This window comes from Pseudomonas sp. BF-R-26, from assembly GCF_019947395.1.
Classification (GTDB): Bacteria; Pseudomonadota; Gammaproteobacteria; order Pseudomonadales; family Pseudomonadaceae; genus Aquipseudomonas; species Aquipseudomonas farris.
This window is the reverse complement of record NZ_JAGYGK010000011.1, coordinates 50,374-73,056: the sequence shown is the minus strand read 5'-3', so window position 1 is coordinate 73,056 and position 22,683 is coordinate 50,374. Positions and strand designations below refer to the sequence as shown.

Genomic DNA, 22,683 nt, shown 5'->3' with positions numbered 1-22,683 from the left:
CCCTGTGGGAGCCGGGCTTGCCCGCGATGACGGATTAACATTCAACATTGATATTGACTGACACTCAGCCATCGCGGGCAAGCCTCGCTCCCACAATGAATATGCAGGCACAAAAAACCCGGTGCCATCACTGACACCGGGTTCTTTAAACAAGCCGCAAACCGTTACTCGGCAAGCACCTGACCAATCGTCGGATCCTTGAACAAGCGGGTCAACGCATCACTCAACACATCACTGACCAGCTTGGTATTGGTTTCCTGATTCGGCGCCATGCCAAAACGCTGATCCAGCGACGCACCATAGCGACCGCTGTAACGACGGTTGGCATTCTGCACATCCGAACGGAACGTCGCGCCAATCGTTGCCTCAGTCACATACAGGCCTTCCTTGGGCGACTGATACTTCAGCTCGGCCAGGGTCACGGTCAATTGCGGTGCATTCAGCGCATTGGCCGTCGGGGTAAAGCCCAGCAAGCGCACGGCCGCTTCAGCCTGAGCCTGCAGCTTCGGCAGAATCTGCGCGCCCTGCACGGTGATCGCACTGGTCTCCGGATACAGACCACCACGAGTCCCCAGCGTTGGCGACGGACGACCGTCCACCACACGCACCACCACCGGCTGACCACGGCCGACCGGCGCCAGCTGAGCTGTCAGCTTGGGTTCCGGGTTCAGTTGTTGCGGGCTGTGGGCGCAGCCGACGAGGGTCAAACTGGTCACAGTGATCAAACCGAACAACAGGCGTTGCAACATGCTCTTCTCTCCAGAATCAGGCACAAACAGGCCCGCAGTATAGCGGTGCGCCACTGCGGCGAACTAGCTTCGCACAACGATTACTGAAATCTCTGACAAACCCGGCGCAGTGCGGTTCCTGTCACACATCTGTCATCACCCATACACATGCATGTCATGGCTCACTGGCAACCTTCACTGCAGTCAACCCACAAGGTACTTTGCCATGCGTGTTCTCATCTCCCTGTTCGCGCCACGCCCACTGCATCGCTGCTTTGCCCTGCTCGACCGCGACGGCCGTTGCCAGGCATTCAAACAGTGCAGCCTTCAGCCCATGGGCGATGGCTGGGTCGAAATCGAAGAAATCCGCCTCAACTGGCTGCACCATCCCCTGCCCGCCAGCGCCCGTGTCAGCCAGCGCCAGCCACGTGCTCGTGCGCAACAACTGTTGACCACCTGACCGGACGCCTAATAAAAGTCATTAAACACGACCATTTCCCTGCGTTTCTTAGATACAATCTCCCCCCGATTATAAGGACGTCTCCTGATCGGGCCTCGCAGCATCGTTAATGCCTCGGTATTGACACCCCCGCACCGCCCACAGAGAGCCGCCCACACAGATCGAGTGAAGCTGGCGCGCTTGCTGTTCTCTAAGCAAAAACACCACTTTTCGCGAATCTGCAGAGCTGTCATTACGCTCGGTCACTGAGCTGTTTGCCCGTTTTGCTTGTCATGTATCCCATGGCGGCAATCCATCCGGGCACGGTGCCAGGCTGGGACAGCCCTTTTTGAGGTTCACGTCTTCAAAAGAGCGTGAAAAAAACGGGTTTTCACAACTTCACAAGAGTGTGGCGAGCAAATGAATAGTTTTGCGTCTGAACATGCACCATTAGCGTCTACAACAGCCCAACGACACAGGACCGAGTATTCCTCGAACACCGGAGCCTGAAGCCTGTCCGCTACGGATTTGGTTGCACAAACGGATGTCTCGACCATAAGTCGAATTGCCAGCCGCGTGCCGAAATGAGTTCATGTGACTCTTGAAGCCAGGCCGCATGCATCCGTCGAAGTTGCAAAAAATTGCGAAGATTCGGACATGGCGATCCTGGCCATGGGTACCTGGGGCATCACTGACACGCCCCGTCACTCCTGGCAGCTATGCCGACAATTTGGTGCTGCAGATTTTGGAGACGCGTTAAATGGCGCATAACGAAGCAGTCGACGTAGTACTGGTTGGGGCCGGCATCATGAGTGCCACCCTTGCTGTACTGCTCAAAGAGCTCGACCCCGCGATCAAGCTGGAAGTCGTCGAGCTGATGGATTCCGGTGCCGCGGAGAGTTCCAATCCGTGGAACAACGCCGGTACCGGTCACGCCGGGCTGTGTGAGCTGAACTACACGCCACAGGCCGCCGACGGCGCCGTCGACATCAAGAAAGCCGTGCACATCAACACCCAGTTCGAGGTGTCGAAGCAGTTCTGGTCCTACCTGACCAAGAAAGGCACGTTCGGCTCGTGCAAGTCGTTCATCAGCCCGGTGCCGCACCTGAGCTTCGTGCAGGGCGACGACGGCGTCTCCTTCCTCAAGGAACGTTTCAAGACGCTGAGCAAGCACCATGCCTTCTCGGACATGGAATACACCGAAGACAAGGCCACCATGGCCGAGTGGATGCCGTTGATGATGCCGGGCCGCCCGGCTGACGAAGTCGTCGCCGCCACCCGCGTGATGAACGGCACCGACGTCAACTTCGGCGCCCTGACCAACCAATTGCTCAAGCACCTGACCAGCGCACCTGATGCCCAGGTCAAGTACTGCAAGCGTGTGACGGGTCTGAAGCGTAACAACGGTGGCTGGACTGTCAGCATCAAGGACGTCAACAGCGGCAATACCCGTGAGGTCGATGCGAAGTTCGTGTTCCTCGGCGCCGGCGGTGCCGCACTGCCACTGTTGCAAGCTTCGGGCATCGAAGAAAGCAAAGGCTTCGGCGGTTTCCCGATCAGCGGCCAATGGCTGCGTTGCGATAACCCGGAAGTGGTCAAGCACCACCAGGCCAAGGTCTACAGCCAGGCCGCGGTAGGTTCGCCACCGATGTCGGTGCCGCACCTGGACACCCGTGTGGTCGATGGCAAGAAGTCCCTGCTGTTCGGGCCTTACGCCGGTTTCACCACCAAGTTCCTCAAGCACGGTTCGTTCATGGACCTGCCAATGTCGGTCCGCGCCGGCAACATCGGCCCGATGCTGGCCGTGGCCAAAAACAACATGGACCTGACCAAGTACCTGGTCAGCGAAGTGATGCAGTCGATGGAACAGCGCCTGGAATCCCTGCGTCGCTTCTATCCACTGGCAAAAGCCGAAGACTGGCGCCTGGAAGTGGCCGGCCAACGGGTGCAGATCATCAAGAAAGACCCGAAGAAAGGCGGCGTTCTGCAGTTCGGTACCGAACTGGTCGCAGCCAAGGACGGTTCCCTTGCCGCCCTGCTCGGCGCGTCCCCAGGCGCTTCGGTGACTGTTTCGATCATGCTTGAGCTGATCGAAAAATGCTTCCCGAACAAAGCGTCCGGTGAATGGGCTGCCAAACTGGCGGAAATCTTCCCGGCTCGGGAAAAGGTTCTGGAAACCGACGCTGCGCTGTATCGCAAGATCAACGCGCACAACAACGTCGCGCTGGAACTGGTTGAAGCCAGTAACGAGACCGAAAGCTACGCTTGATTCGGCCTAAAAAAACGCCCCGTCCTCATTGAGGGCGGGGCGTTTTTTTGTGCCTTAAAAGATCGCAGCCTCGCTACGCTCGACAGCTCCTACAGGTATGAGCGAACCATCTGTAGGAGCTGTCGAGCGTAGCGAGGCTGCGATCTTTTGATCTTAACCGCGAGCCTTGCTGATCAGCTCGATGTACTCGGCCGCGTTGCGCTGATCCTTGATCAGGGCGACGAAGTCATTGCCGTGCTCATCCTTGCCATCCAGGTCATAGCCGGCTTCAACAAAGAACGTCAGAAAACGCTCGAAGTCATCGATGCGCAGGCCACGGTACGCCTTGATCAGTTTGTGCAGCGACGGTGAAGTGGCGTCGACCGGCTCAAAATCGAGGAACAGCTTGATCTGCTCATCGCCGATCTCGTCACCAATCACTTGCTTCTTATCTTTACGCATTGCCGACTCCAGCTCGCAGACATTTCACGGGGCGGGCAGTTTACCCCTGCGCAGGCGCCAGGCTCAACGCGGACGAACGCTGCCTGTGTGCAAATCGGCCCAGATATGGCCGTTGGCGTAACTGAGGAACTGGCAATACACCGTGTCATTGCGCAACAAGTCGATCACCACCCGGTATTGGGCCAGCGGGTAATAGAGGGTCAGGGTTTTGCTTTTTTCGTCGTAGATCGGCTTTTTCAGGCTTTTGCTTTCGCCATCGAAGTTGACCAGCACCTGGCTGATGGTCGCGCCCTTGTTCAAGGATTTGCCCTTGAGGCGGATCAGCAATGGCGATGTGACCGGGATCGGCTGTTGGTTGGACTGGCGCTGGCTACCGATCACCACCGAATACTCGGTGATCTGCAACAATTGCTGCTGCTCGGGTTCGGCATCACGCAGAGTCAGGTCGTCCGGGGGCAAAAACTGCGCATGCATCGGCGACGGGGCGGCGGCCAGGGGCAGGCTAACGGTCAGCAACAGGGCGGCGCAGCTGCGGATCAAAAGGCTCATGGATGGCTCCGGGGACGGGGCCGAGCACTCTAGCATGAGGATCTACCCGGCGAATAACCGATCAAGGTCAATACTCTGGAAGACAAGGCTGGGCATACTGAAAGAGCTTTCAGCCCCATTTCGACAGTGCACCCTCTGTTGTGGAGTACCCATGTCATTCTCCATGCCCCCGTTATTCGCCGCCTGGCGTCAGACTTGGCGCGCAGGTTATAGCCTCAGACGTTTGCGCGGCGATATCAGCGCCGGGGTGACAGTCGGGATTATCGCCATCCCTCTGGCCATGGCCCTGGCGATTGCGGTGGGGGTAGCGCCCCAGCAAGGTCTGTATACGGTGCTGATCGCCGCGCCCCTGATCGCCCTGACGGGAGGCTCGCGCTTCAATGTCAGCGGGCCGACAGCCGCGTTCGTGGTGATACTGCTGCCGATCACCCAACAATATGGTCTGGGTGGCCTGCTGCTGTGCACCATGCTTGCCGGGGCAATCCTGATTGCCTTGGGGCTGATTCGGGCTGGACGGCTGATTCAGTACATTCCTTATCCGGTGACCTTGGGCTTTACCGCCGGGATCGGCATTGTCATCGCCACCCTTCAATTAAAGGATTTGCTGGGCCTGAGTACCACCGGGCATGCCGAACATTACATCGAGCAATTAGGCGGGGTGCTCCAGGCGTTACCCAGCGCTCGTCTGGGGGACGGGATCATCGGTGTCATGTGCCTGGCGGTTTTGATCGTCTGGCCGCGTTTTGTGCCGAGGATTCCGGGGCATCTGGTGGCGCTGGCCGTCGGCGCATTGCTGGGGGTGGCACTGGAAAGCGGCGGGTTACCGGTTGCGACACTGGGGGAGCGCTTCAGCTATATCGTCGATGGCGTCAGCCATCCCGGCATACCGCCGTTTCTGCCGAGCTTCGACTGGCCGTGGGATCTGCCGGGGCCCTACGGCCAGCCGCTGCACCTGTCTTACGACCTGATCCGCCAATTAATGGCGCCAGCCTTTGCCATCGCCATGCTCGGTGCCATCGAATCATTATTGTGCGCGGTGGTGGCCGACGGCATGACGGGCAGCAAACACGACCCTAACGCCGAACTTCTGGGTCAAGGCCTGGGCAATCTGGTCGCACCGCTGTTCGGCGGCATTACCGCCACTGCGGCAATCGCCCGCAGTGCCACCAACGTGCGCAGCGGAGCGTTTTCACCATTAGCGGCGATTATCCACAGTGCGGTGGTGTTGCTGGCGATACTCGCCCTCGCGCCCCTGTTCAGCTACTTGCCGATGGCGGCGCTGGCGGCATTGCTGGTGATGGTGGCGTGGAACATGAGCGAAGCCCGGCACGTCGTGCACACCTTGCGCATTGCACCGCGCAGCGACGTGCTGGTCTTGCTGACCTGCCTGAGCCTGACGGTGCTGTTTGACATGGTGCTGGCCGTCGCCGTCGGCCTGCTGCTGGCCGCCGGTTTGTTCATCAAACGCATGAGCGACCTCACGGACACCGCCGAACTGCCTCGCGAGTTCCATCAAGCCTTACAGGATATGCCGGAGCATGTGCGTTGCTATGCGATACGCGGACCGCTGTTTTTCGGTGCTGCGGAAAAAGCCCTGGGCGTGCTGCGCAAATTCAGCCCGGAGGTCAAAGTGGTGATTGTCGAGATGAGTGCCGTGCCCATGCTGGACATGACGGCGTTGGCGGCCTTCGACAATATCCTCAGGGATTACCGCACCGACGGCATCGGCCTGATTCTGGTCGGAACCGCTCCACGGGTACGCCTGAAACTCAGGCGCGCGGGCATCCATCGGGAACAGCGACAGTTGGCCTACGTGAATAATCTGGAACAGGCTCGACGCAAAAGCGAACGCTGGCTCGCCGGACAGGGCTGAGCGCGCAGCTCAAGCAAACTGCGCACGCATCCTGATGTGAGGCCTTGTATTCAAGCCTCAACGCGCCTGACGGCCAATCGCCCCCAGACAGTCAGCCTGCTTACATGCCTTTAACGGCAAAAATCCCGTTGGCGTTACGCCAGTAGCCTTTGTAGTCCATGCCGTAACCGAAGATGTAACGGTCGATGCACGGCAGGCCGACGAAATCGGCTTTCAGGTCCGGGCGAGCCTTGCGGTCGTGGTCCTTGTCGATCAGCACGGCGGTGTGCACAGCGCGGGCGCCGGCGTGTTTGCAGAAGTCGATGATCGCGCCCAGGGTGTGACCTTCATCGAGGATGTCGTCGATGATCAGTACGTCACGGTCGATGAACGAGACTTCCGGCTTGGCTTTCCAGAACAGGTCGCCGCCGCTGGTTTCGTTGCGATAGCGGGTGGCGTGCAGGTAGGACGCTTCCAGCGGGAAGTTCAGATGCGTCAGCAACTTGCCGGAGAAAATCAGCCCGCCGTTCATCACGCAGAACACCACCGGGTTGCGTTCAGCCAGCTGATCGTTGATTTGTGCACCAACGCGGGCGATGGCCGCCTCGACTTCAGCTTCGGTGTACAGGCAGTCAGCCTCTCGCATGATTTGACGGATATGCTCGAGATCAGCGGACATGGCGCTCTCCTGGGGGTGGTAACGGGGGGACTAAGTGAGGAAAAGCGGGCAAAGGTACGCATCAAGCGAGGCCAGATCAAGCGTTTGTGGACTAACGTTCTGAATGTCTATAGGACAACACCCTCGGATAGATTAATCTAGGCCGGTTTTTTTGCCCGCCGCCGGAGCCTTTCCCATGCCCATTCTCGAGATCCGCCATCCGCTGATCCGTCACAAACTTGGCCTTATGCGCCGCGCCGACATTAGCACGAAGAATTTCCGTGAGCTCGCTCAGGAAGTCGGTGCCTTGCTGACCTATGAAGCCACCAAAGACCTGCCACTGGAAAGCTACGACATCGAAGGCTGGTGCGGCACGGTGTCGGTCGAGAAAATCGCCGGCAAGAAAATTACCGTGGTGCCTATCCTGCGTGCCGGTATCGGCATGCTCGAAGGCGTGCTGAGCCTGATCCCGGGCGCCAAAGTCAGCGCCGTGGGCGTGGCCCGCAATGAACAAACCCTGCAGGCCCACACCTACCTGGAAAAACTGGTGCCGGAAATCGACGAACGCCTGGCGATGATCATCGACCCGATGCTCGCCACCGGCAGTTCCATGGTCGCCACCATTGATTTGCTGAAAAAGGCCGGCTGCAAGGACATCCGCGCGATGGTCCTGGTGGCCGCCCCTGAAGGCATCGCCGCGGTGGGGAAGGCTCACCCGGACGTGATGATCTACACCGCTTCCATTGACGAAAAACTCAACGAACACGGTTACATCATCCCAGGCTTGGGCGATGCCGGTGACAAGATCTTCGGCACCAAGCAGAAGGACGCTTGAGCATGCAGCAAGAGTTCAACGATCCGCTCTGGCGCACAGTGCTGTCGGGTGCGCAGATGCTGTTCGTGGCCTTTGGCGCGCTGGTGTTGATGCCGTTGATTACCGGCCTCGATCCCAACGTGGCGCTGTTCACCGCAGGCCTTGGGACGATTCTGTTCCAGATCGTCACCGGGCGTCAGGTGCCGGTGTTCCTCGCCTCGAGCTTTGCCTTCATCACGCCGATCATTCTCGCCAAGGGCCAATTTGGCCTCGCGGCGACCATGGGCGGTGTGATGGCGGCGGGTTTCGTCTACACCTTCCTCGGCCTCGCAGTGAAGATCAAAGGCACCGGGTTCATCGATCGCCTGTTGCCACCGGTGGTGATTGGTCCGGTGATCATCTCCATCGGTCTGGCCATGGCGCCGATCGCAGCCAACATGGCGATGGGCAAGGCTGGCGACGGCACCGAGCTGATTCCTTACCAGACGGCGATGTTGATCTCGATGCCGGCGCTGCTGACCACCCTGATCGTCGCGGTGTTCGGCAAAGGCATTTTCCGCCTGGTGCCGATCATCTCCGGCGTGTTGGTGGGTTTCACCATGGCGTTCTATTTCGGGGTGGTCGACACCGCGAAGATTGCTGCTGCACCGTGGTTCGCGATTCCACAGTTCACGGCGCCGGAATTCAACTGGCAGGCGATTCTGTTCATCGTTCCGGTTGCCCTGGCCCCGGCGATCGAGCATATCGGCGGCGTAATCGCGGTCGGTAGCGTGACGGGTCGCGATTACCTGAAAAAGCCCGGCCTGCACCGCACCCTGCTCGGCGATGGCATTGCCACCACTGCTGCCGGCCTGTTTGGCGGCCCACCCAACACCACCTACGCCGAAGTGACTGGCGCGGTGATGCTGACCAAAAACTACAACCCGAAAATCATGACCTGGGCGGCGATCTTTGCGATCAGCCTGGCGTTCATCGGCAAGTTCGGTGCCCTGCTGCAAAGCATCCCGGTACCGGTGATGGGCGGGATTCTGTGCCTGTTGTTCGGTTCGATCGCTGCGGTGGGGATGAACACAATGATTCGCCACAAGATCGACTTGGGCGAAGCACGCAATCTGGTGATTGTCTCGGTGACGTTGGTGTTCGGGATTGGCGGTGTGCTGGTCGGCACCGGCACCGGCCCGGACGATTTCGGCCTCAAAGGCATCGCGTTGTGCGCGGTGGTGGCGATTGCGCTGAACCTGTTGCTGCCGGGCCATGACAGCTGGAAGCACAAGCAGGCGGAAGAGCCGTTGTTGTAACAGGCGACTCAATCCCCTGTGGCGAGGGAGCTTGCTCCCGCTTGAGTGCGCAGCACTCACAAAATCCTCATCGACTGCAAAGATTTTGGGGCCGCTTCGCGACCCAGCGGGAGCAAGCTCCCTCGCCACAACAAGCCCGCCTTCACTTCAAGGTGTGTTTCCTACAACGCCAACGGCGCTCTTTCACACAATACGTTCAACGCCTCGGCCCATTGCGGATCATCGTTGAGGCACGGCACCAGCACCAACTCCTCCCCTCCCGCTTCGCGGAACTGCTCCTTCCCGCGATCACCGATCTCTTCCAGGGTTTCGATGCAATCGGAGACGAACGCCGGGCACATCACCAGGACTTTCTTCACGCCGCTTTTGGCCAACTCATCAAGGCGCGCTTCGGTGTAGGGTTCGATCCACTTGGCCCGGCCCAGACGCGACTGGAACGACACCGACCATTTGCCATCCGGCAAGCCCAGGAGCCGGGCAAACTCTGACGCAGTGCGCAGGCATTGAGCACGGTAGCAGGTGGCTAATACTTCCGGTGAAGCGTTCTGACAGCAATTTTCGCTTTTAAAGCAATGGTGACCGGTGGGGTCGATCTTGGTCAGGTGCCGCTCCGGCAAACCATGAAAGCTCAGCAGCAGGTGATCGTAATCCTGCTGCAAATATGGCGTAGCGCTGGCCACCAGGGCATCGAGGTATTCCGGCTGATCGTAGAACGGCTGGAGAATCGAGAACTGCACGTCGAGTTTCTTCTCCCGCACCACTCGCTTGGCTTCTTCGATCACCGTGGTCACGGTGCTGTCGGCGAACTGCGGATAGAGCGGCGCCAGGGTGATTTTTTTGTGACCCTGAGCCGCCAGACGAACCAGCGCAGACTCAATGGATGGCTCGCCGTAGCGCATCGCCAGTTCCACCGGCCCGTGGGTCCACTGCGCGGTCATGGCCCGTTGCAGACGACGGCTGAGCACCACCAATGGCGAGCCGTCCGCCCACCAGATCGACGCATAAGCGTGGGCCGATTGCTCTGGGCGCTTGATCAGAATCAACGACACCAGCAAACGCCGCACCGGCCACGGCAGGTCGATCACATACGGGTCCATCAGAAATTGATTGAGGTAGCTGCGCACATCCGCCACCGAGGTGGAAGCGGGTGAACCCAGGTTGACCAGAAGCAACGCGTGATCGGTCATGCAACGTCCTATTTCTTAAGGCGGCTGGACAGATCGTCCAACGCCGCGCGCAAATCGGTGAACTGGAAAGTGAAGCCCGCTTCCAGCAAGCGAGCCGGCATGGCCTTCTGGCCCCCCAGCAGCAACAATGACAACTCGCCCAGGCCCACCTTCAACACGAGGGTTGGCATCGGCATGAACGCCGGACGATGCAACACGCTACCCAACGTTTGGGCGAATTCGCGATTGCGCACCGGCTTGGGCGCGCAGGCATTATATGGACCGCTGGCCTCATTGCGGTGCAGAAGAAAATCAATCAGGGCGATTTGATCCTTGATATGAATCCACGGCATCCACTGCCGACCACTGCCGAGCGGCCCGCCTAGCCCTAGTTTGAACGGCAACAACAGCCGTGACAAAAAGCCGCCCTCGGCGGACAGTACCAACCCGGTACGAATGAGGATAACGCGAATGCCCAAGGCTTCGGCGCGCTGCGCGGTTTCCTCCCAGGCGACGCACAACTGGCTGGCGAAATCATCAATGACCGGTGGAGATTCTTCAGTCAACTCCCGCTCACCACCGTCGCCGTACCAACCGATCGCGGAGCCAGAAATCAATACCTGCGGTTTCTGCTCGCGGCTTTCGAGCCAGGTCAATAGGGTTTCGGTCAGGGTAATCCGGCTGCTCCACAACAACGCTTTGCGTTTATGAGTCCAGAGCCGATCGGCAATCGGTGCCCCCGCGAGGTTGATAATGGCATCCACCGGTTCTTGACCCAAGTCCTCAAGCCGTGCGATTCCACGAACCTGAGTGCCACAGACTTTGGCGACTTTGGCAGGCGTGCGACTCCAGATCGTCAGGCGATGTCCCTGGCTCAACCAGTGTTGGCAGAGTTGACGTCCTATCAAACCAGTACCGCCGGTCAGCAATATGTGCATGACATCTTCCTCGCGTGGCGTTTTACCCTGATCACTAGTCTATTTTTATAAGCAGGGATCTTTGGTATCGGGCAGGCTCTGTGCTTAACAATAGGCCAAGCTGTCAGAACGAGAACGCTAAAAGTTATACCAAAAAACAATATTGTACAGGTTTGAACCACGGCGTAGTCTGTACAGAAAGGTAAACGAGGCCCCTATGACTGTACCTATCGCAATCATCGGCACCGGCATCGCCGGACTCTCAGCCGCCCAGGCCCTTACGGAGGCCGGGCATGTCGTTCAACTTTTCGATAAAAGCCGCGGCAGTGGCGGACGCATGTCGAGCAAGCGCAGCGATGCGGGTGCTCTGGACATGGGCGCGCAATATTTCACTGCCCGCGACCGCCGCTTCGTCACCGAAGTCCAGCGCTGGCAAGCCAACGGCTGGGTCGCCGTATGGACGCCGCAGCTCTATACCTTTCACGGCGGCCAGCTCAGGCCTTCGCCGGACGAACAGACACGCTGGGTCGGCACACCACGCATGAGCGCGATCACGCGCGGCCTGCTCGGTGATCTGGAAGTGCATTTCGCTTGCCGCATCACCGAGGTCTATCGCGGTGAAGAACACTGGCACCTGCAAGACGCCGAGGGTTTCACTCACGGTCCGTTCAGCCATGTCGTCATCGCCACGCCCGCCCCTCAGGCGACCGCACTGCTGGCGGCCGCGCCGAAACTCGCCGGGGCCGCTGCCGGGGTAAAAATGGAACCCACCTGGGCCGTCGCGCTGGCGTTCGACACGCCACTGGAAACCGCCATCGAAGGTTGCTTCGTGCAGGACAGTCCTCTCGACTGGCTGGCGCGCAACCGCAGCAAGCCGGGACGCGACACCACCCTCGACACCTGGGTGCTGCACGCCACCAGTCCCTGGAGCCGGCAGCATATCGACCTGCCCAAGGAAGCGGTGATCGAGCAATTGCACGGAGCCTTTGCCGAACTGCTGCACGACGCCATGCCTGCTCCGACTTTCAGTCTCGCTCACCGCTGGCTGTATGCCCGGCCGGCCAGCAGCCATGAATGGGGTGCCCTGGCCGATGCCGATCTGGGCCTGTATGTGTGCGGTGACTGGTGCCTGTCTGGCCGTGTCGAAGGTGCCTGGCTCAGTGGTCAGGAAGCAGCCCGCCGGCTGCATGAACACCTGCAGTGAATTGAATCAAGTCCTGCCCATCGCTGCTGTCGACATGGGCAGCAGCCCCGCAAAAACCTATACAAAAAATTTGACTTGTACACCTTTGAATCTATGATGAAGTCATGTTGTACAGACCTAATTATCTGTACAGATCTGGATTCGAGGCGCTCCGATGCCCCCTACAGCCATGAAACCCAAAATCGCCATCAGCGCCTGCCTGATGGGAGCCGAAGTGCGTTTCAACGGCGGGCACAAAGCATCGCGGCTGTGCAGCATTACCCTCATCGATTATTTCGATTTCGTCCCGGTGTGCCCGGAAGTCGCCATTGGCCTGGGTATCCCTCGCCAACCAATCCGGCTGGTCGGCAACCCTGCACATCCGGAGGCTGTCGGCACGATCCATCCGGAGATCAACGTCACCCGACCGCTGGCCGAGTACGGTCAAAAAATGGCGATGGAGTTGGGCGACATCTGCGGCTATATCTTCATGCAGAAATCCCCTTCGTGCGGGCTGGAACGGGTCAAGGTCTACCACGACAATGGCGCGCCAGTGGACGGCGGTAGCCGTGGCATCTACGCCCAAGCCTTCTGTGCGTTGCATCCTGATCTACCGGTGGAAGAAGACGGCCGCCTCAACGACCCGGTGCTGCGGGAAAACTTCCTCACCCGCGTGTTCGCCTACAGCGCCTGGCAGCAGTTGCTGCACACAGGCCTGACCCGGCGCAGCCTTACTGACTTTCACTCGCGCTACAAATACCTGTTGATGGCCCACAACCCGGTGCAATACAAAACCCTGGGCAACTTGCTGGGCAACATGGGCCAGTCCGATCTCGAAGAACTCGGCCCGCGCTATTTCAGCGAGCTGATGGTGGCCCTGAAAAAATGCGCCACACGCCGCACCCATACCAACGTGCTGCAGCACCTCAGCGGCTATCTCAAACAAGTCATCAGCCCTGAAGACAAACAGGAAGTGCAGCACGTCATCGGCCAGTATCGCCAGGGAATCGTGCCGCTGGTGGTGCCATTGACGCTGCTCAAACACTACTTTCGCCAACACCCGGATCCATATATTGCGCAACAGGTTTACCTGCAACCGCACCCGGAAAACCTCAGCCTGCGAAACGCGATTTAATGAAAAATCCACCGGACACCAGCGCCAGCGAAGACCTTGGCAGCGACTTCAAGAAGGCCTTGGACGCTGGTTGGCTGCCTATTCGTGAAGTGGCCCGGCAGACCGGGGTCAATGCCGTCACCTTACGCGCCTGGGAACGGCGCTATGGGTTGATCGTGCCCCAGCGTACGCCCAAGGGACATCGGCTGTTCTGTGCCGAACACGTTCAACGGATCCTGACGATCCTCACCTGGCTCAATCGCGGCGTGGCTGTCAGCCAGGTCAAACAACTGCTCGACACGCCTCAGGGGCTTACCGATCCCATCGGGAACGATTGGCTGGTGCTGCGCCAGACACTGCTGCAAGCGGTCACTCAGCTGGCCGAACGCACCCTCGATGACACGGTGAATCAGGCGATGGCGCTGTATCCGCCACGCACCTTGTGTGAAAAATTGTTGATGCCGTTGCTGGCGGAACTGGAACAACGCTGGCAAGGCCAGTTCGGCGCGCAGATGGAGCGGGTGTTTGTTTATTCCTGGTTGCGCAGCAAATTCGGCGCGAGGATCTACCATAACAATCGTCAGTTACGCACCGCGCCGCTGCTGCTGATCAATCACTCGGACCTGCCGCTGGAGCCTTATCTGTGGCTCACCGCCTGGCTGATCAGCAGCGTCGATTGCCCGGTGGAAGTCTTCGACTGGCCGCTCCCCGCTGGCGAACTTGCGCTGGCGGTCGATCACCTGCAAGCCCGCGGCGTACTGCTGTATTCCAGCAAAGCCATGAATCTTTCGCAGCTGACGAAACTTTTGAATGGCGTCAGCTGCCCAAAAATGATTGCCGGATCAACGGTGCGTATTCACCACACCGAGTTATCCGCAAGAACCGCCGCCATCGCTGACTTGTCCCTGGCCGAAGACCCGTTGTCGGCCCATCAGGGCCTGATTCAGCGTGGGCTCATTTAAATCGGATTTTTAATGGATCGCGCGGATACCACCATGCAATTGATCTGGCTGCGCAGCGACTTGCGTCTACATGACAACACCGCCCTCTCGGCCGCCGCAGCGCGCGGCTCGAGTGTGGCTGTGTATTTGCTGAGTCCGCAGCAATGGCTGGCGCATGACGATGCGCCGTGCAAAGTGGATTTCTGGCTGCGCAACCTGAGCGAATTACGCCATGCGCTGGGCGCCCTGAACATCCCGCTGCTGATTCGCAAGGCGTCCCGTTGGGATGAGGCACCGAAAGTCCTGCTCGAGTTGTGCCAGCAATTGAAGATCGACGCAGTGCACGTCAACGAGGAATACGGCATTCATGAAACCCGTCGTGATGCTGCGGTGGCCCAAGCCCTGAAAGCCCAGGGCATCGACTTTTACAGCTACCTCGATCAACTGCTGTTCAAGCCTGGCACCGTGATGTCCAGAACCGGTACCTATTTCCAGGTCTTCAGCCAGTTCCGCAAGGTCTGCTACGAACGTTTGCACGCATCATTGCCGAGATTGGTTACCGCCCCCGCCATTCAGGCGTCACTGGGTATCGCCAGCGACGAACCGCCCTCTCGTGTCGAGGGTTTCGACACGCCCAGCGACAGTTTGCGTGCTCTCTGGCCGGCCGGCGAAGCCGAGGCCCGACGCCGCCTCGAGACCTTTACCGACGCGCAGATCGACTATTACCACAGCGAGCGCGATTTCCCGGCAAAACCCGGCACCAGCCAACTCTCGGCCTATCTCACCGCTGGGGTCATCTCCCCGCGCCAGTGTTTGCACGCCGCGTTGCGAAGCAATCAGGGGGAGTTCGAAGGCGGCAAGGTCGGTGCGGTCACCTGGATCAACGAGTTGCTGTGGCGCGAATTCTACAAACACATTTTGGTGGGCTACCCACGGGTCTCTCGGCACCGCGCCTTTCGCCCGGAAACCGAAGCCCTCGCCTGGCGTGACGCCCCGGAAGACCTCAAGGCCTGGCAACAAGGCCGTACCGGCCTGCCGATCATTGATGCCGCCATGCGCCAATTGCTGGAGACCGGCTGGATGCACAACCGTTTGCGCATGATCGTGGCAATGTTCCTGACCAAAAACCTGCTGATCGACTGGCGTGAAGGCGAGCGTTTCTTCATGCGGCATCTGATTGACGGCGATCTGGCGGCGAACAACGGTGGCTGGCAGTGGAGTTCGTCCACCGGCACCGATTCGGCGCCCTACTTCCGGATTTTCAACCCACTGAGCCAGTCGGAAAAATTCGACGCCGACGGGGTTTTCATCAAGCATTGGTTGCCGCAGATCAATGAAATGAGCAAAAAAGACCTGCACAATCCCGCGAGACTCGATGGATTATTCGGTGTAACGGATTATCCATCGCCTATCGTCAACCTGAGCACTTCCCGCGAACGGGCCCTGGCCGCGTTCAAAAACCTGCCATCCCGACAGGGTTTATCACCACCGGAATTAAGTTAATGCCGCCGCATTGCGTTATAAATACGGTGTTGAGCCGGGAAATTATCTGGTTAAAAAGGGAATTGGGATGAGTCGCACACCTCCAAGGCGATACTGGTTGACCGGTGCCAGCAACGGTATTGGTGCCGCGCTGGCCGAAGAAATACTGAAAGCCGGTGCCCATCTGGCCATCAGCTCCCGCTCATTGGCGCCATTGAAAGCCCTGTCTCAGCGTTATCCCGGACAAGTGCTGGTGGTCGCGGGTGATTTGACCAACGGCCAACAGGTGCGCGAAATCGGCGAGCAGATTGCCAACGAATGGGGTTCTCTGGACACCATGATCCTCAACGCGGGCACCTGCGAATACGTCGACGCCCATCAGTTCGACTCGTCAATTATCGAGCACATCGTGCGTACCAACCTGCTTGCCAGCAGCTATTGCATCGAAGCCGCCCGGCCCCTGCTGCAGGCGGGCACTGCACCGCATCTGGTGGGCATGGCCAGCTCGGTGACCTATCTGCCCCTGCCACGGACCGAAGCCTATGGCGATTCAAAGCCCGGGTTGCGTCATCTTTTCGAGTCCTTGCGCATCGACGTGGAGCCGGAAAACATCGAAATGACCGTGGTCAGTCCTGGGGTTATCGATACACCTCTGAACAACGACCTCTCGACACACCTCGACTGGTCGGCGGACAAAGCTGCGCGATACCTCTTCGACATGCTCAAGCATCGTCCACTGGAGCTCTCCTTACCGGAACTGCTCATGCCTGTCCTTTGGCCTCTGCCGCAAAAGCCCGGCCAGACGGGACTGGAAATAGGCAAGCGCAGGGAGCGAAACAATCCGCCGATCGAGGATCTGCCGTGAAGCCTGAGCGTCCGTCAGGCCTTTCACACAGCGTGGGCTCACTGCCTTACACTGCGTGCCATGAAAACCATTCCCCACACGCAAATCGCCGAACCTGCGGTCACCTGCTCAACCTGCGCGGCCTGCTGTTGCCAGCTTGAAGTCATGTTGATCACCGACACCGGCGTGCCCGAGCGTTTTATCGATACCGATGATTGGGGCGGGGAAGTCATGCTGCGACTGGATGACGGCTGGTGCGCCGCGCTGGATCGCAACAGCATGATGTGCACCATCTACGAAAAACGTCCGCTGATCTGCCGGGAGTTCGAAATGGGCGCACCGGAATGCATCACCGAACGCCAGGGGATTGCGACGGCGTATCGGTGACGGCCAGATCACCCGATACCAATGTGGGAGCGAGCGGTGGCGAGGGGGCTTGCCCCCGTTGGGTTGCGAAGCGACCCCGGCATTTCAAAGTTAAACGCATGTAAAGGATTTACGACTGCTTCGCAGCCGAACGGGGGCAAGCCCCCTCGCCACAGTCCGCTCCCAAATTTAAGACATCGCTGGCTTACAACGGCATCGTGTAATGCAGCGAGTAACTCTCTACGCCATCGTTCGGGCTGCTGATCCCGCCATTGGAATAGTGCGTGGCGCGAATCCCCACTTCATGTCCGCCGGTAAAGCGCAGACCAAACCCGAAACGGTCTTCGAACTGAAAGGCCCCGCCAAGTTTGTTGTCTTCGACTTCGGTGTTGGCAAACACCGCGATACCGATACCCGCCTCAACATAGGGTTTGATGGTCTGACCGGCAAACTCATACACCAGCACCGGCGAGAATGACAAACTGTGATTGCTCGACGTTTCATCGCCCTCCCAATAGGTGTAAGCGCCGCTCCAGTAGCCGGTCAAGCGACCGATGTCACTCTGAAGCCAGCTTTTGTCCCAATCGAATTGCATCCCCAATCGGTAGGTCATGGTCGAATCGCTGGTCTGGCCGACCCCGAATTCCACCCCTGCTGCCTGTGCGGTAAAACTGTGCCCCATCAATGCGGTCGCAATCGCGGCCAAGCAGAATAGTCGCTTCATTAGAAACATCCTTTTCCGAACAATTTAGTATGGTTTTTATGCTGCCCAACAGACAAAGCTATAGAAGTTGAAGCTTGATCAGAAGTTCAGCTCAATTATTCGTGTCATCTCTTTTTTATCTACAAGTCGAAGCTTTGCACAACACCCGTCGAATGCCATAAAACCGGCAAGATATTCCTGAAATGTTCCGGATCCGCACTCGTCCAGAACCGGGCAGCGCGAGCAGGTCCCTCGGCCAGCAACTCACGCTCGGCCAACAATCGTTGAAGCTGCCGTGCCACAGCGGCACCGGTATCGATCAGGCTGATGTTCTGGGGGATCATCTGCTTAAGCAGTGGCTTTAGAAAGGGATAATGCGTGCAGCCAAGAATGATCGTGTCTGCACCTGCAGCCAGCAGCGGATCGACATACCCTTGCAGCAACTGACGCAATGCCTCGCTGTGCAAATCGCCATTTTCAATCAGCTCCACCAACCCTGGGCATGGCTGGGTGATGACTCGCACATCGGCGGCGAAACGGTCGAGCAAGGCGGCGAACTTGGCACTCTGTAAAGTGCCGGTGGTGGCGAGTACGCCAACTACACCGCTGCGCGTCGCCGCTGCTGCCGGTTTGACCGCGGGCTCCATGCCGACGATGGGCCACTCGGGGAAATCGCGCCGCAAGTCCGCAACTCCCGCGACGGTCGCGGTGTTGCAAGCGAGCACCAGCGCCTTGGCGCCCTGCTGCTGAAAGAACTGCGCCATGACACTGCAACGCTGACTGATGAATGCCGGGGATTTCTCACCGTAGGGAATATTCCCGCAATCGCCGAGGTACAACAGAGATTCGTTGGGCAGCAACTGCTGAATCTCGGCCAGTACCGACAGCCCTCCGACGCCGGAATCGAACACTCCAATCGGCGCTTCACGCATGGCTTGACCCGCAGACGCTGCAACCCGGATCACGCTTGACCCGCAATTCACGGAAGCGAGTGCCCAAGGCATCGATCAATAACAAACGCCCCACCAGCGGTTCACCGAACCCCACCAGCAATTTCAGCGCTTCGAGGGCTTGCAGGCTACCGACCAGGCCCACCAACGGACCGAGTACACCGGCCTCGCTGCAGGTCAGCTCGGCTTCGCTGCCGTGCCCGTATAAACAGTGGTAGCACGGGCTTTCCGGACGACGAGGGTCGAAGACCGACAATTGCCCTTCCAGCCGAATCGCCGCGCCGCTGACCAGCGGTTTGCGCGCAGCCACACACGCGGCGTTGACCGCTTCGCGGGTGGAAAAATTATCGGAACAGTCCAGCACCAGATCCACCGCCGCAACTGCTGCCGCCAGGGAATCTTCATCCAGGGCGGAGCGATGGGCAATCAGCTGAATCTCGGGATTGATCGCGGTCAGGCGACGGATCGCCGAATCGACCTTGCTCAGGCCGACGCTGTCGGTGTCGTGAACGATCTGGCGTTGTAGATTGGTCAGGTCGACCGTGTCGAAGTCCGCCAGATGCAACTCACCGATACCGGCCGCCGCCAGATACAGCGCAACCGGTGATCCGAGACCGCCGAGGCCGACAATCAGCACGCGGCTTTCTTTGAGCCGTAACTGACCGTCGATGTCGACGTGTTGCAGCAGAATCTGCCGGCTATAGCGCAGTAATTCCTGATCATTCAGCACGGCAAGCGCCCCAGACTGATGCGTTCGTGACCGCCCAGATCGGTGCGGCTGTGGACCTCTTCAAAGCCGCGGGTCAGCAGCAAATCGCGCACGGCCTCGGCTTGATCGTAACCATGTTCGAGCATCAACCAGCCACCCACCTCAAGATGATCCGGTGCCTGATCGACGATCAGACGCAAATCGTCGAGCCCATCGACGCCGGCCACCAAGGCACTGGCTGGCTCGAAGCGCACGTCGCCCTCCGCCAGATGCGGATCGGTCGAAGCAATGTAGGGTGGATTGCTGATGATCAATTGAAAGCGTTGGCCTTCCAAAGCGCTGAACCAATGGCTACTCAGCACCGTGGCGTTGTTCAGGTGCAGCCGCTGGCGATTGCGCTCGGCCAGGGCCACGGCTTCCAGCACGCGATCCACGGCGGTGACTTTCCAGGCCGGACGTTCGCTGGCCAGGGCCAGGGCGATGGCGCCACTGCCGGTGCCCAAATCGAGCACCAAGGCCTGTGTGGCCGGCAACAGTTCCAGCGCGGTCTCTACCAGCAATTCGGTGTCGGGACGTGGAATCAGCGTGTGAGGTGCGACTTCCAGATCGAGTTTCCAGAAGCCTTGCTGCCCCAGAATGTAGGCCACCGGCTCACCGCTACGGCGGCGCTGCAGGTACTCGGCAAACTTCAGTGCCGCTTCGCTCGGGACGATACGTTCAGGCCAGGTGTGCAGAAAACTGCGGGACTTGCCCAAGGCAGCCGCCAGCAGCAATTCGGCATCCAGACGCGCGGTGGGCGAGTCGGGCAAATCAGCGGCGCGCAACAAACTGGCAATGATCGTCATTTACTCACCTATCGCTGCCAATTGGTCGGCCTGGAATTCGGCCAGCAGCGGTTCGATCACCGCATCCACGCCACCGGCGAGAATTTCGTCGAGCGAATACAGCGTCAGATTGACCCGGTGGTCGGTGACCCGGCCTTGGGCAAAGTTATAGGTGCGAATACGCTCGGAGCGGTCACCGGAACCTACCAGCAACTTACGCTCGCTAGCGATTGCGTTCGCGGCGGCGCTGGTCTGTTGGTCGTTAAGCTTGGCCGACAGCCAGGACATCGCCCGGGCGCGGTTCTTGTGCTGGGAACGTTCTTCCTGGCACTCGACGACAATGCCGGACGGCAAGTGCGTGATACGAATCGCCGAGTCGGTCTTGTTGACGTGCTGACCACCGGCACCGGAGGAGCGATAGGTGTCGACCCGCAGATCCGCCGGATTGATCTCGATCGCTTCCTGCTCGTCCGGCTCGGGCAACACGGCCACGGTGCAGGCCGAGGTGTGGATGCGGCCCTGGGATTCAGTGGCCGGAACCCGCTGTACACGGTGCGCACCGGACTCGAACTTCAGCTTACCGTAAACGTTCTCGCCTTCGACCCGGGCAATGACTTCTTTATAGCCGCCGTGTTCACCTTCGTTCTCCGAGAGAATCTCTACCCGCCAGCCACGCCGCTCGGCGTAACGCGAATACATGCGGAACAGATCGCCGGAGAAAATCGCGGCTTCGTCACCGCCGGTGCCGGCACGGATCTCGAGGAATACGTTGCGCCCGTCGTTGGGATCTTTGGGCAGCAGCATGCGTTGCAGTTGAGCTTCGATTTCGATCAGTTGCTCTTTGGCTTCGCGGACTTCTTCCACGGCCATTTCGCGCATGTCCGGGTCGCTGTCCTTGAGCAGCGCCTGAGCCCCTTCGAGGTCGCCCTGCACTTTAAGCAGCTGTTTATAGGTGCCAACGATCGGCTCGACTTCCGCGTATTCCTTGGAATAGGTGCGGAACTTGTTTTGATCGGAAATGACCTCGCCGTCGCCAAGCAGGGCGGTCAATTCCTCGAAACGGTCCTGGAGGATGTCCAGCTTATTGAGCAGTGACGCTTTCATTGCGGTTTTTTATCCGAAAAGCTATCCGATGAGCCCTCACCGAGGGCAAAGAGTTCCTGGGCCATGGCCAGCGCATCGAGGCGGCCTTCGGCAGAGAGCTTTTTCAATTGCACGCTCGGAGCATGCAAGAGTTTGTTGGTCAGGCCGCGGGCCAGTTGCACCAGCACGTCTTCGGCGCTGCTGCCATTGGCGAGCATGCGCTGGGCTTTCTGCAATTCTTCGTCGCGCATGCGTTCGCTTTGTTGACGATAGGCCTTGAGCACATCCACCGCCGCCAGTTCGCGCAGGCGAACCATGAAATCTTCGGCACCGATCGACACCATCTCTTCGGCGGCCTGGGCTGCGCCCTGACGGCTCTTGAGGTTTTCGGCGACCACTTCGTGGAGATCGTCGACGCTATATAGGTATACGTCGTCCAACTCGCCGACTTCCGGTTCGATATCCCGAGGGACGGCGATATCCACCATGAAAATCGGCTTGTGCTTGCGCAATTTCAAGGCACTTTCAACCGCGCCTTTACCGAGAATCGGCAACTGGCTGGCGGTGGAACTGATGACGATGTCGCTGCGCACCAGTTCTGCCGGGATGTCTGAGAGCAGCACTGCGTGGGCGCCGAACTGTTCGGCCAGAATGCTCGCGCGCTCCAGGGTGCGGTTGGCGACCACGATTCGCTTCACACCCAGCTCATGCAGATGGCGGGCGACCAGGGTGATGGTCTCGCCGGCGCCAATCAACAAAGCCTGGCTGCGTTGCAAATCACTGAAAATCTGTTTCGCCAGGCTGACCGCGGCAAACGCCACGGATACCGGGTTTTCGCCGATGGCGGTGTCGGTCCGCACCTGTTTGGCCGCATTGAACGTGGCCTGGAACAACCTTCCGAGCAGCGGACCGATGGTGCCGGCCTCGCGAGCGACAGCGTAGGCCGATTTCATCTGACCGAGAATCTGCGGCTCACCCAACACCAGCGAATCGAGCCCGGAGGCAACCCGCATCATGTGACGAACTGCCGCATCATCTTCGTGCACATAAGCGCTCGCGCGCAGCTCATCGAGGCTCAAATGATGATAATCGGCCAGCCAGCGCAATATGATGTCAGCCGAAAGGTGATCCTGTTCTATATACAGTTCACTGCGATTGCAGGTGGAGAGGATCGCAGCTTCGCGGCTGTCGGTGAGTCGGCAGAGCTGCTGCAAGGCCTCAACCAGCTGCTCAGGGGTAAAGGCCACGCGCTCGCGGACGTCTACTGAAGCAGTCTTGTGGTTAATACCGAGTGCAAGGAAGGCCATTCAAGGTCGCTGATGGTGACGTGAAGCCGACAATTGTCCTACTTCG

23 protein-coding genes are annotated in these 22,683 nt (G+C 59.2%); 11 read left to right on the top strand and 12 right to left on the bottom strand.

Translation table 11 applies throughout. The features are described 5' to 3' along the window. Positions 1-164: 164 nt before the first annotated feature. Complete coding sequence (locus KGB18_RS17785; protein WP_007905851.1) at positions 165-749, bottom strand: YajG family lipoprotein; 585 nt, start codon at positions 747-749, stop codon at positions 165-167. 205 nt (positions 750-954) lie between these two features. Between KGB18_RS17785 and KGB18_RS17780 the strand changes: the two genes are divergently transcribed. Next, complete coding sequence (locus tag KGB18_RS17780; RefSeq protein ID WP_123719503.1) at positions 955-1,188, top strand: hypothetical protein; 234 nt, start codon at positions 955-957, stop codon at positions 1,186-1,188. 739 nt (positions 1,189-1,927) lie between these two features. After that, positions 1,928-3,436 (top strand): malate dehydrogenase (quinone), encoded by a 1,509-nt coding sequence (mqo, locus tag KGB18_RS17775; protein WP_123719504.1) that lies wholly within the window; start codon positions 1,928-1,930, stop codon positions 3,434-3,436. Between the two features lie 153 nt (positions 3,437-3,589). Here mqo and KGB18_RS17770 read toward each other — a convergent pair whose 3' ends face one another. Next, a complete protein-coding gene (locus tag KGB18_RS17770; protein ID WP_123719505.1) occupies positions 3,590-3,877 on the bottom strand; it encodes a PA4642 family protein in 288 nt (95 codons plus the stop codon). A gap of 63 nt (positions 3,878-3,940) precedes the next feature. Continuing rightward, positions 3,941-4,426: a hypothetical protein gene (locus KGB18_RS17765; RefSeq protein ID WP_123719506.1), complete on the bottom strand. Its 486-nt coding sequence runs from the start codon at positions 4,424-4,426 to the stop codon at positions 3,941-3,943. Positions 4,427-4,577: 151 nt separating this feature from the next. Between KGB18_RS17765 and dauA the strand changes: the two genes are divergently transcribed. After that, complete coding sequence (gene dauA / locus KGB18_RS17760) at positions 4,578-6,299, top strand: C4-dicarboxylic acid transporter DauA (protein ID WP_223570303.1); 1,722 nt, start codon at positions 4,578-4,580, stop codon at positions 6,297-6,299. A gap of 100 nt (positions 6,300-6,399) precedes the next feature. Here the strand turns inward: dauA and KGB18_RS17755 are convergent, their stop codons facing one another. Continuing rightward, the gene (locus KGB18_RS17755) at positions 6,400-6,957 is read right to left on the bottom strand and encodes a hypoxanthine-guanine phosphoribosyltransferase (RefSeq protein WP_052965782.1); all 558 of its coding nucleotides are present in this window, start codon (positions 6,955-6,957) and stop codon (positions 6,400-6,402) included. Between the two features lie 175 nt (positions 6,958-7,132). Here KGB18_RS17755 and upp point away from each other — a divergent pair, with 175 nt between their 5' ends. Next, positions 7,133-7,771: a uracil phosphoribosyltransferase gene (upp, locus tag KGB18_RS17750; RefSeq protein WP_008011992.1), complete on the top strand. Its 639-nt coding sequence runs from the start codon at positions 7,133-7,135 to the stop codon at positions 7,769-7,771. A gap of 2 nt (positions 7,772-7,773) precedes the next feature. Beyond that, complete coding sequence (locus KGB18_RS17745) at positions 7,774-9,048, top strand: uracil-xanthine permease family protein (protein WP_123719508.1); 1,275 nt, start codon at positions 7,774-7,776, stop codon at positions 9,046-9,048. Positions 9,049-9,209: 161 nt separating this feature from the next. Here the strand turns inward: KGB18_RS17745 and hemH are convergent, their stop codons facing one another. Further along, on the bottom strand, positions 9,210-10,235 hold the full coding sequence (hemH, locus tag KGB18_RS17740) for a ferrochelatase (RefSeq protein ID WP_223570302.1): 1,026 nt from the start codon (positions 10,233-10,235) through the stop codon (positions 9,210-9,212). 8 nt (positions 10,236-10,243) lie between these two features. Beyond that, entirely contained in the window at positions 10,244-11,152 is a 909-nt protein-coding gene (locus KGB18_RS17735) for a TIGR01777 family oxidoreductase (RefSeq protein WP_223570301.1), read from the bottom strand. A gap of 196 nt (positions 11,153-11,348) precedes the next feature. On the opposite strand from KGB18_RS17735, the gene KGB18_RS17730 reads away from it, so the two are divergent. From KGB18_RS17730 to KGB18_RS17705, 6 genes are all read left to right on the top strand, one after another. Then, positions 11,349-12,335, top strand: coding sequence for an NAD(P)/FAD-dependent oxidoreductase (locus KGB18_RS17730; protein ID WP_123719511.1), 987 nt, complete (start codon positions 11,349-11,351; stop codon positions 12,333-12,335). A gap of 154 nt (positions 12,336-12,489) precedes the next feature. Then, positions 12,490-13,449, top strand: coding sequence for a YbgA family protein (locus KGB18_RS17725; RefSeq protein ID WP_201062291.1), 960 nt, complete (start codon positions 12,490-12,492; stop codon positions 13,447-13,449). Beyond that, positions 13,449-14,390 carry a MerR family transcriptional regulator gene (locus KGB18_RS17720; RefSeq protein WP_201062292.1) on the top strand — a complete coding sequence of 314 codons (942 nt, stop codon included), beginning with the start codon at positions 13,449-13,451 and terminating at the stop codon, positions 14,388-14,390. Before KGB18_RS17725 ends, KGB18_RS17720 begins: the two co-directional genes overlap by 1 nt. A gap of 33 nt (positions 14,391-14,423) precedes the next feature. Next, positions 14,424-15,872, top strand: a complete 1,449-nt coding sequence (gene phrB, locus KGB18_RS17715; protein WP_223570300.1) for a deoxyribodipyrimidine photo-lyase — start codon at positions 14,424-14,426, stop codon at positions 15,870-15,872. A 67-nt stretch (positions 15,873-15,939) separates the two neighbouring features. Continuing rightward, entirely contained in the window at positions 15,940-16,716 is a 777-nt protein-coding gene (locus tag KGB18_RS17710; RefSeq protein ID WP_123719514.1) for an SDR family NAD(P)-dependent oxidoreductase, read from the top strand. 60 nt (positions 16,717-16,776) lie between these two features. Next, on the top strand, positions 16,777-17,082 hold the full coding sequence (locus KGB18_RS17705; RefSeq protein WP_007905822.1) for a YkgJ family cysteine cluster protein: 306 nt from the start codon (positions 16,777-16,779) through the stop codon (positions 17,080-17,082). Between the two features lie 184 nt (positions 17,083-17,266). Here KGB18_RS17705 and KGB18_RS17700 read toward each other — a convergent pair whose 3' ends face one another. From KGB18_RS17700 to hemA, 6 genes are all read right to left on the bottom strand, one after another. After that, positions 17,267-17,785, bottom strand: a complete 519-nt coding sequence (locus KGB18_RS17700) for an acyloxyacyl hydrolase (RefSeq protein WP_123719515.1) — start codon at positions 17,783-17,785, stop codon at positions 17,267-17,269. A gap of 119 nt (positions 17,786-17,904) precedes the next feature. Beyond that, positions 17,905-18,696: a glutamate racemase gene (murI, locus tag KGB18_RS17695; RefSeq protein ID WP_123719516.1), complete on the bottom strand. Its 792-nt coding sequence runs from the start codon at positions 18,694-18,696 to the stop codon at positions 17,905-17,907. Further along, on the bottom strand, positions 18,689-19,444 hold the full coding sequence (locus tag KGB18_RS17690; protein WP_123719517.1) for a molybdopterin-synthase adenylyltransferase MoeB: 756 nt from the start codon (positions 19,442-19,444) through the stop codon (positions 18,689-18,691). The genes murI and KGB18_RS17690 overlap by 8 nt, the downstream gene beginning before the upstream one ends. Further along, the gene (gene prmC / locus KGB18_RS17685; protein WP_123719518.1) at positions 19,438-20,268 is read right to left on the bottom strand and encodes a peptide chain release factor N(5)-glutamine methyltransferase; all 831 of its coding nucleotides are present in this window, start codon (positions 20,266-20,268) and stop codon (positions 19,438-19,440) included. The genes KGB18_RS17690 and prmC overlap by 7 nt, the downstream gene beginning before the upstream one ends. Further along, on the bottom strand, positions 20,269-21,351 hold the full coding sequence (prfA, locus tag KGB18_RS17680) for a peptide chain release factor 1 (protein ID WP_123359226.1): 1,083 nt from the start codon (positions 21,349-21,351) through the stop codon (positions 20,269-20,271). Then, the gene (gene hemA / locus KGB18_RS17675; protein WP_123359227.1) at positions 21,348-22,637 is read right to left on the bottom strand and encodes a glutamyl-tRNA reductase; all 1,290 of its coding nucleotides are present in this window, start codon (positions 22,635-22,637) and stop codon (positions 21,348-21,350) included. The genes prfA and hemA overlap by 4 nt, the downstream gene beginning before the upstream one ends. Between the last annotated feature and the right edge of the window lie 46 nt (positions 22,638-22,683).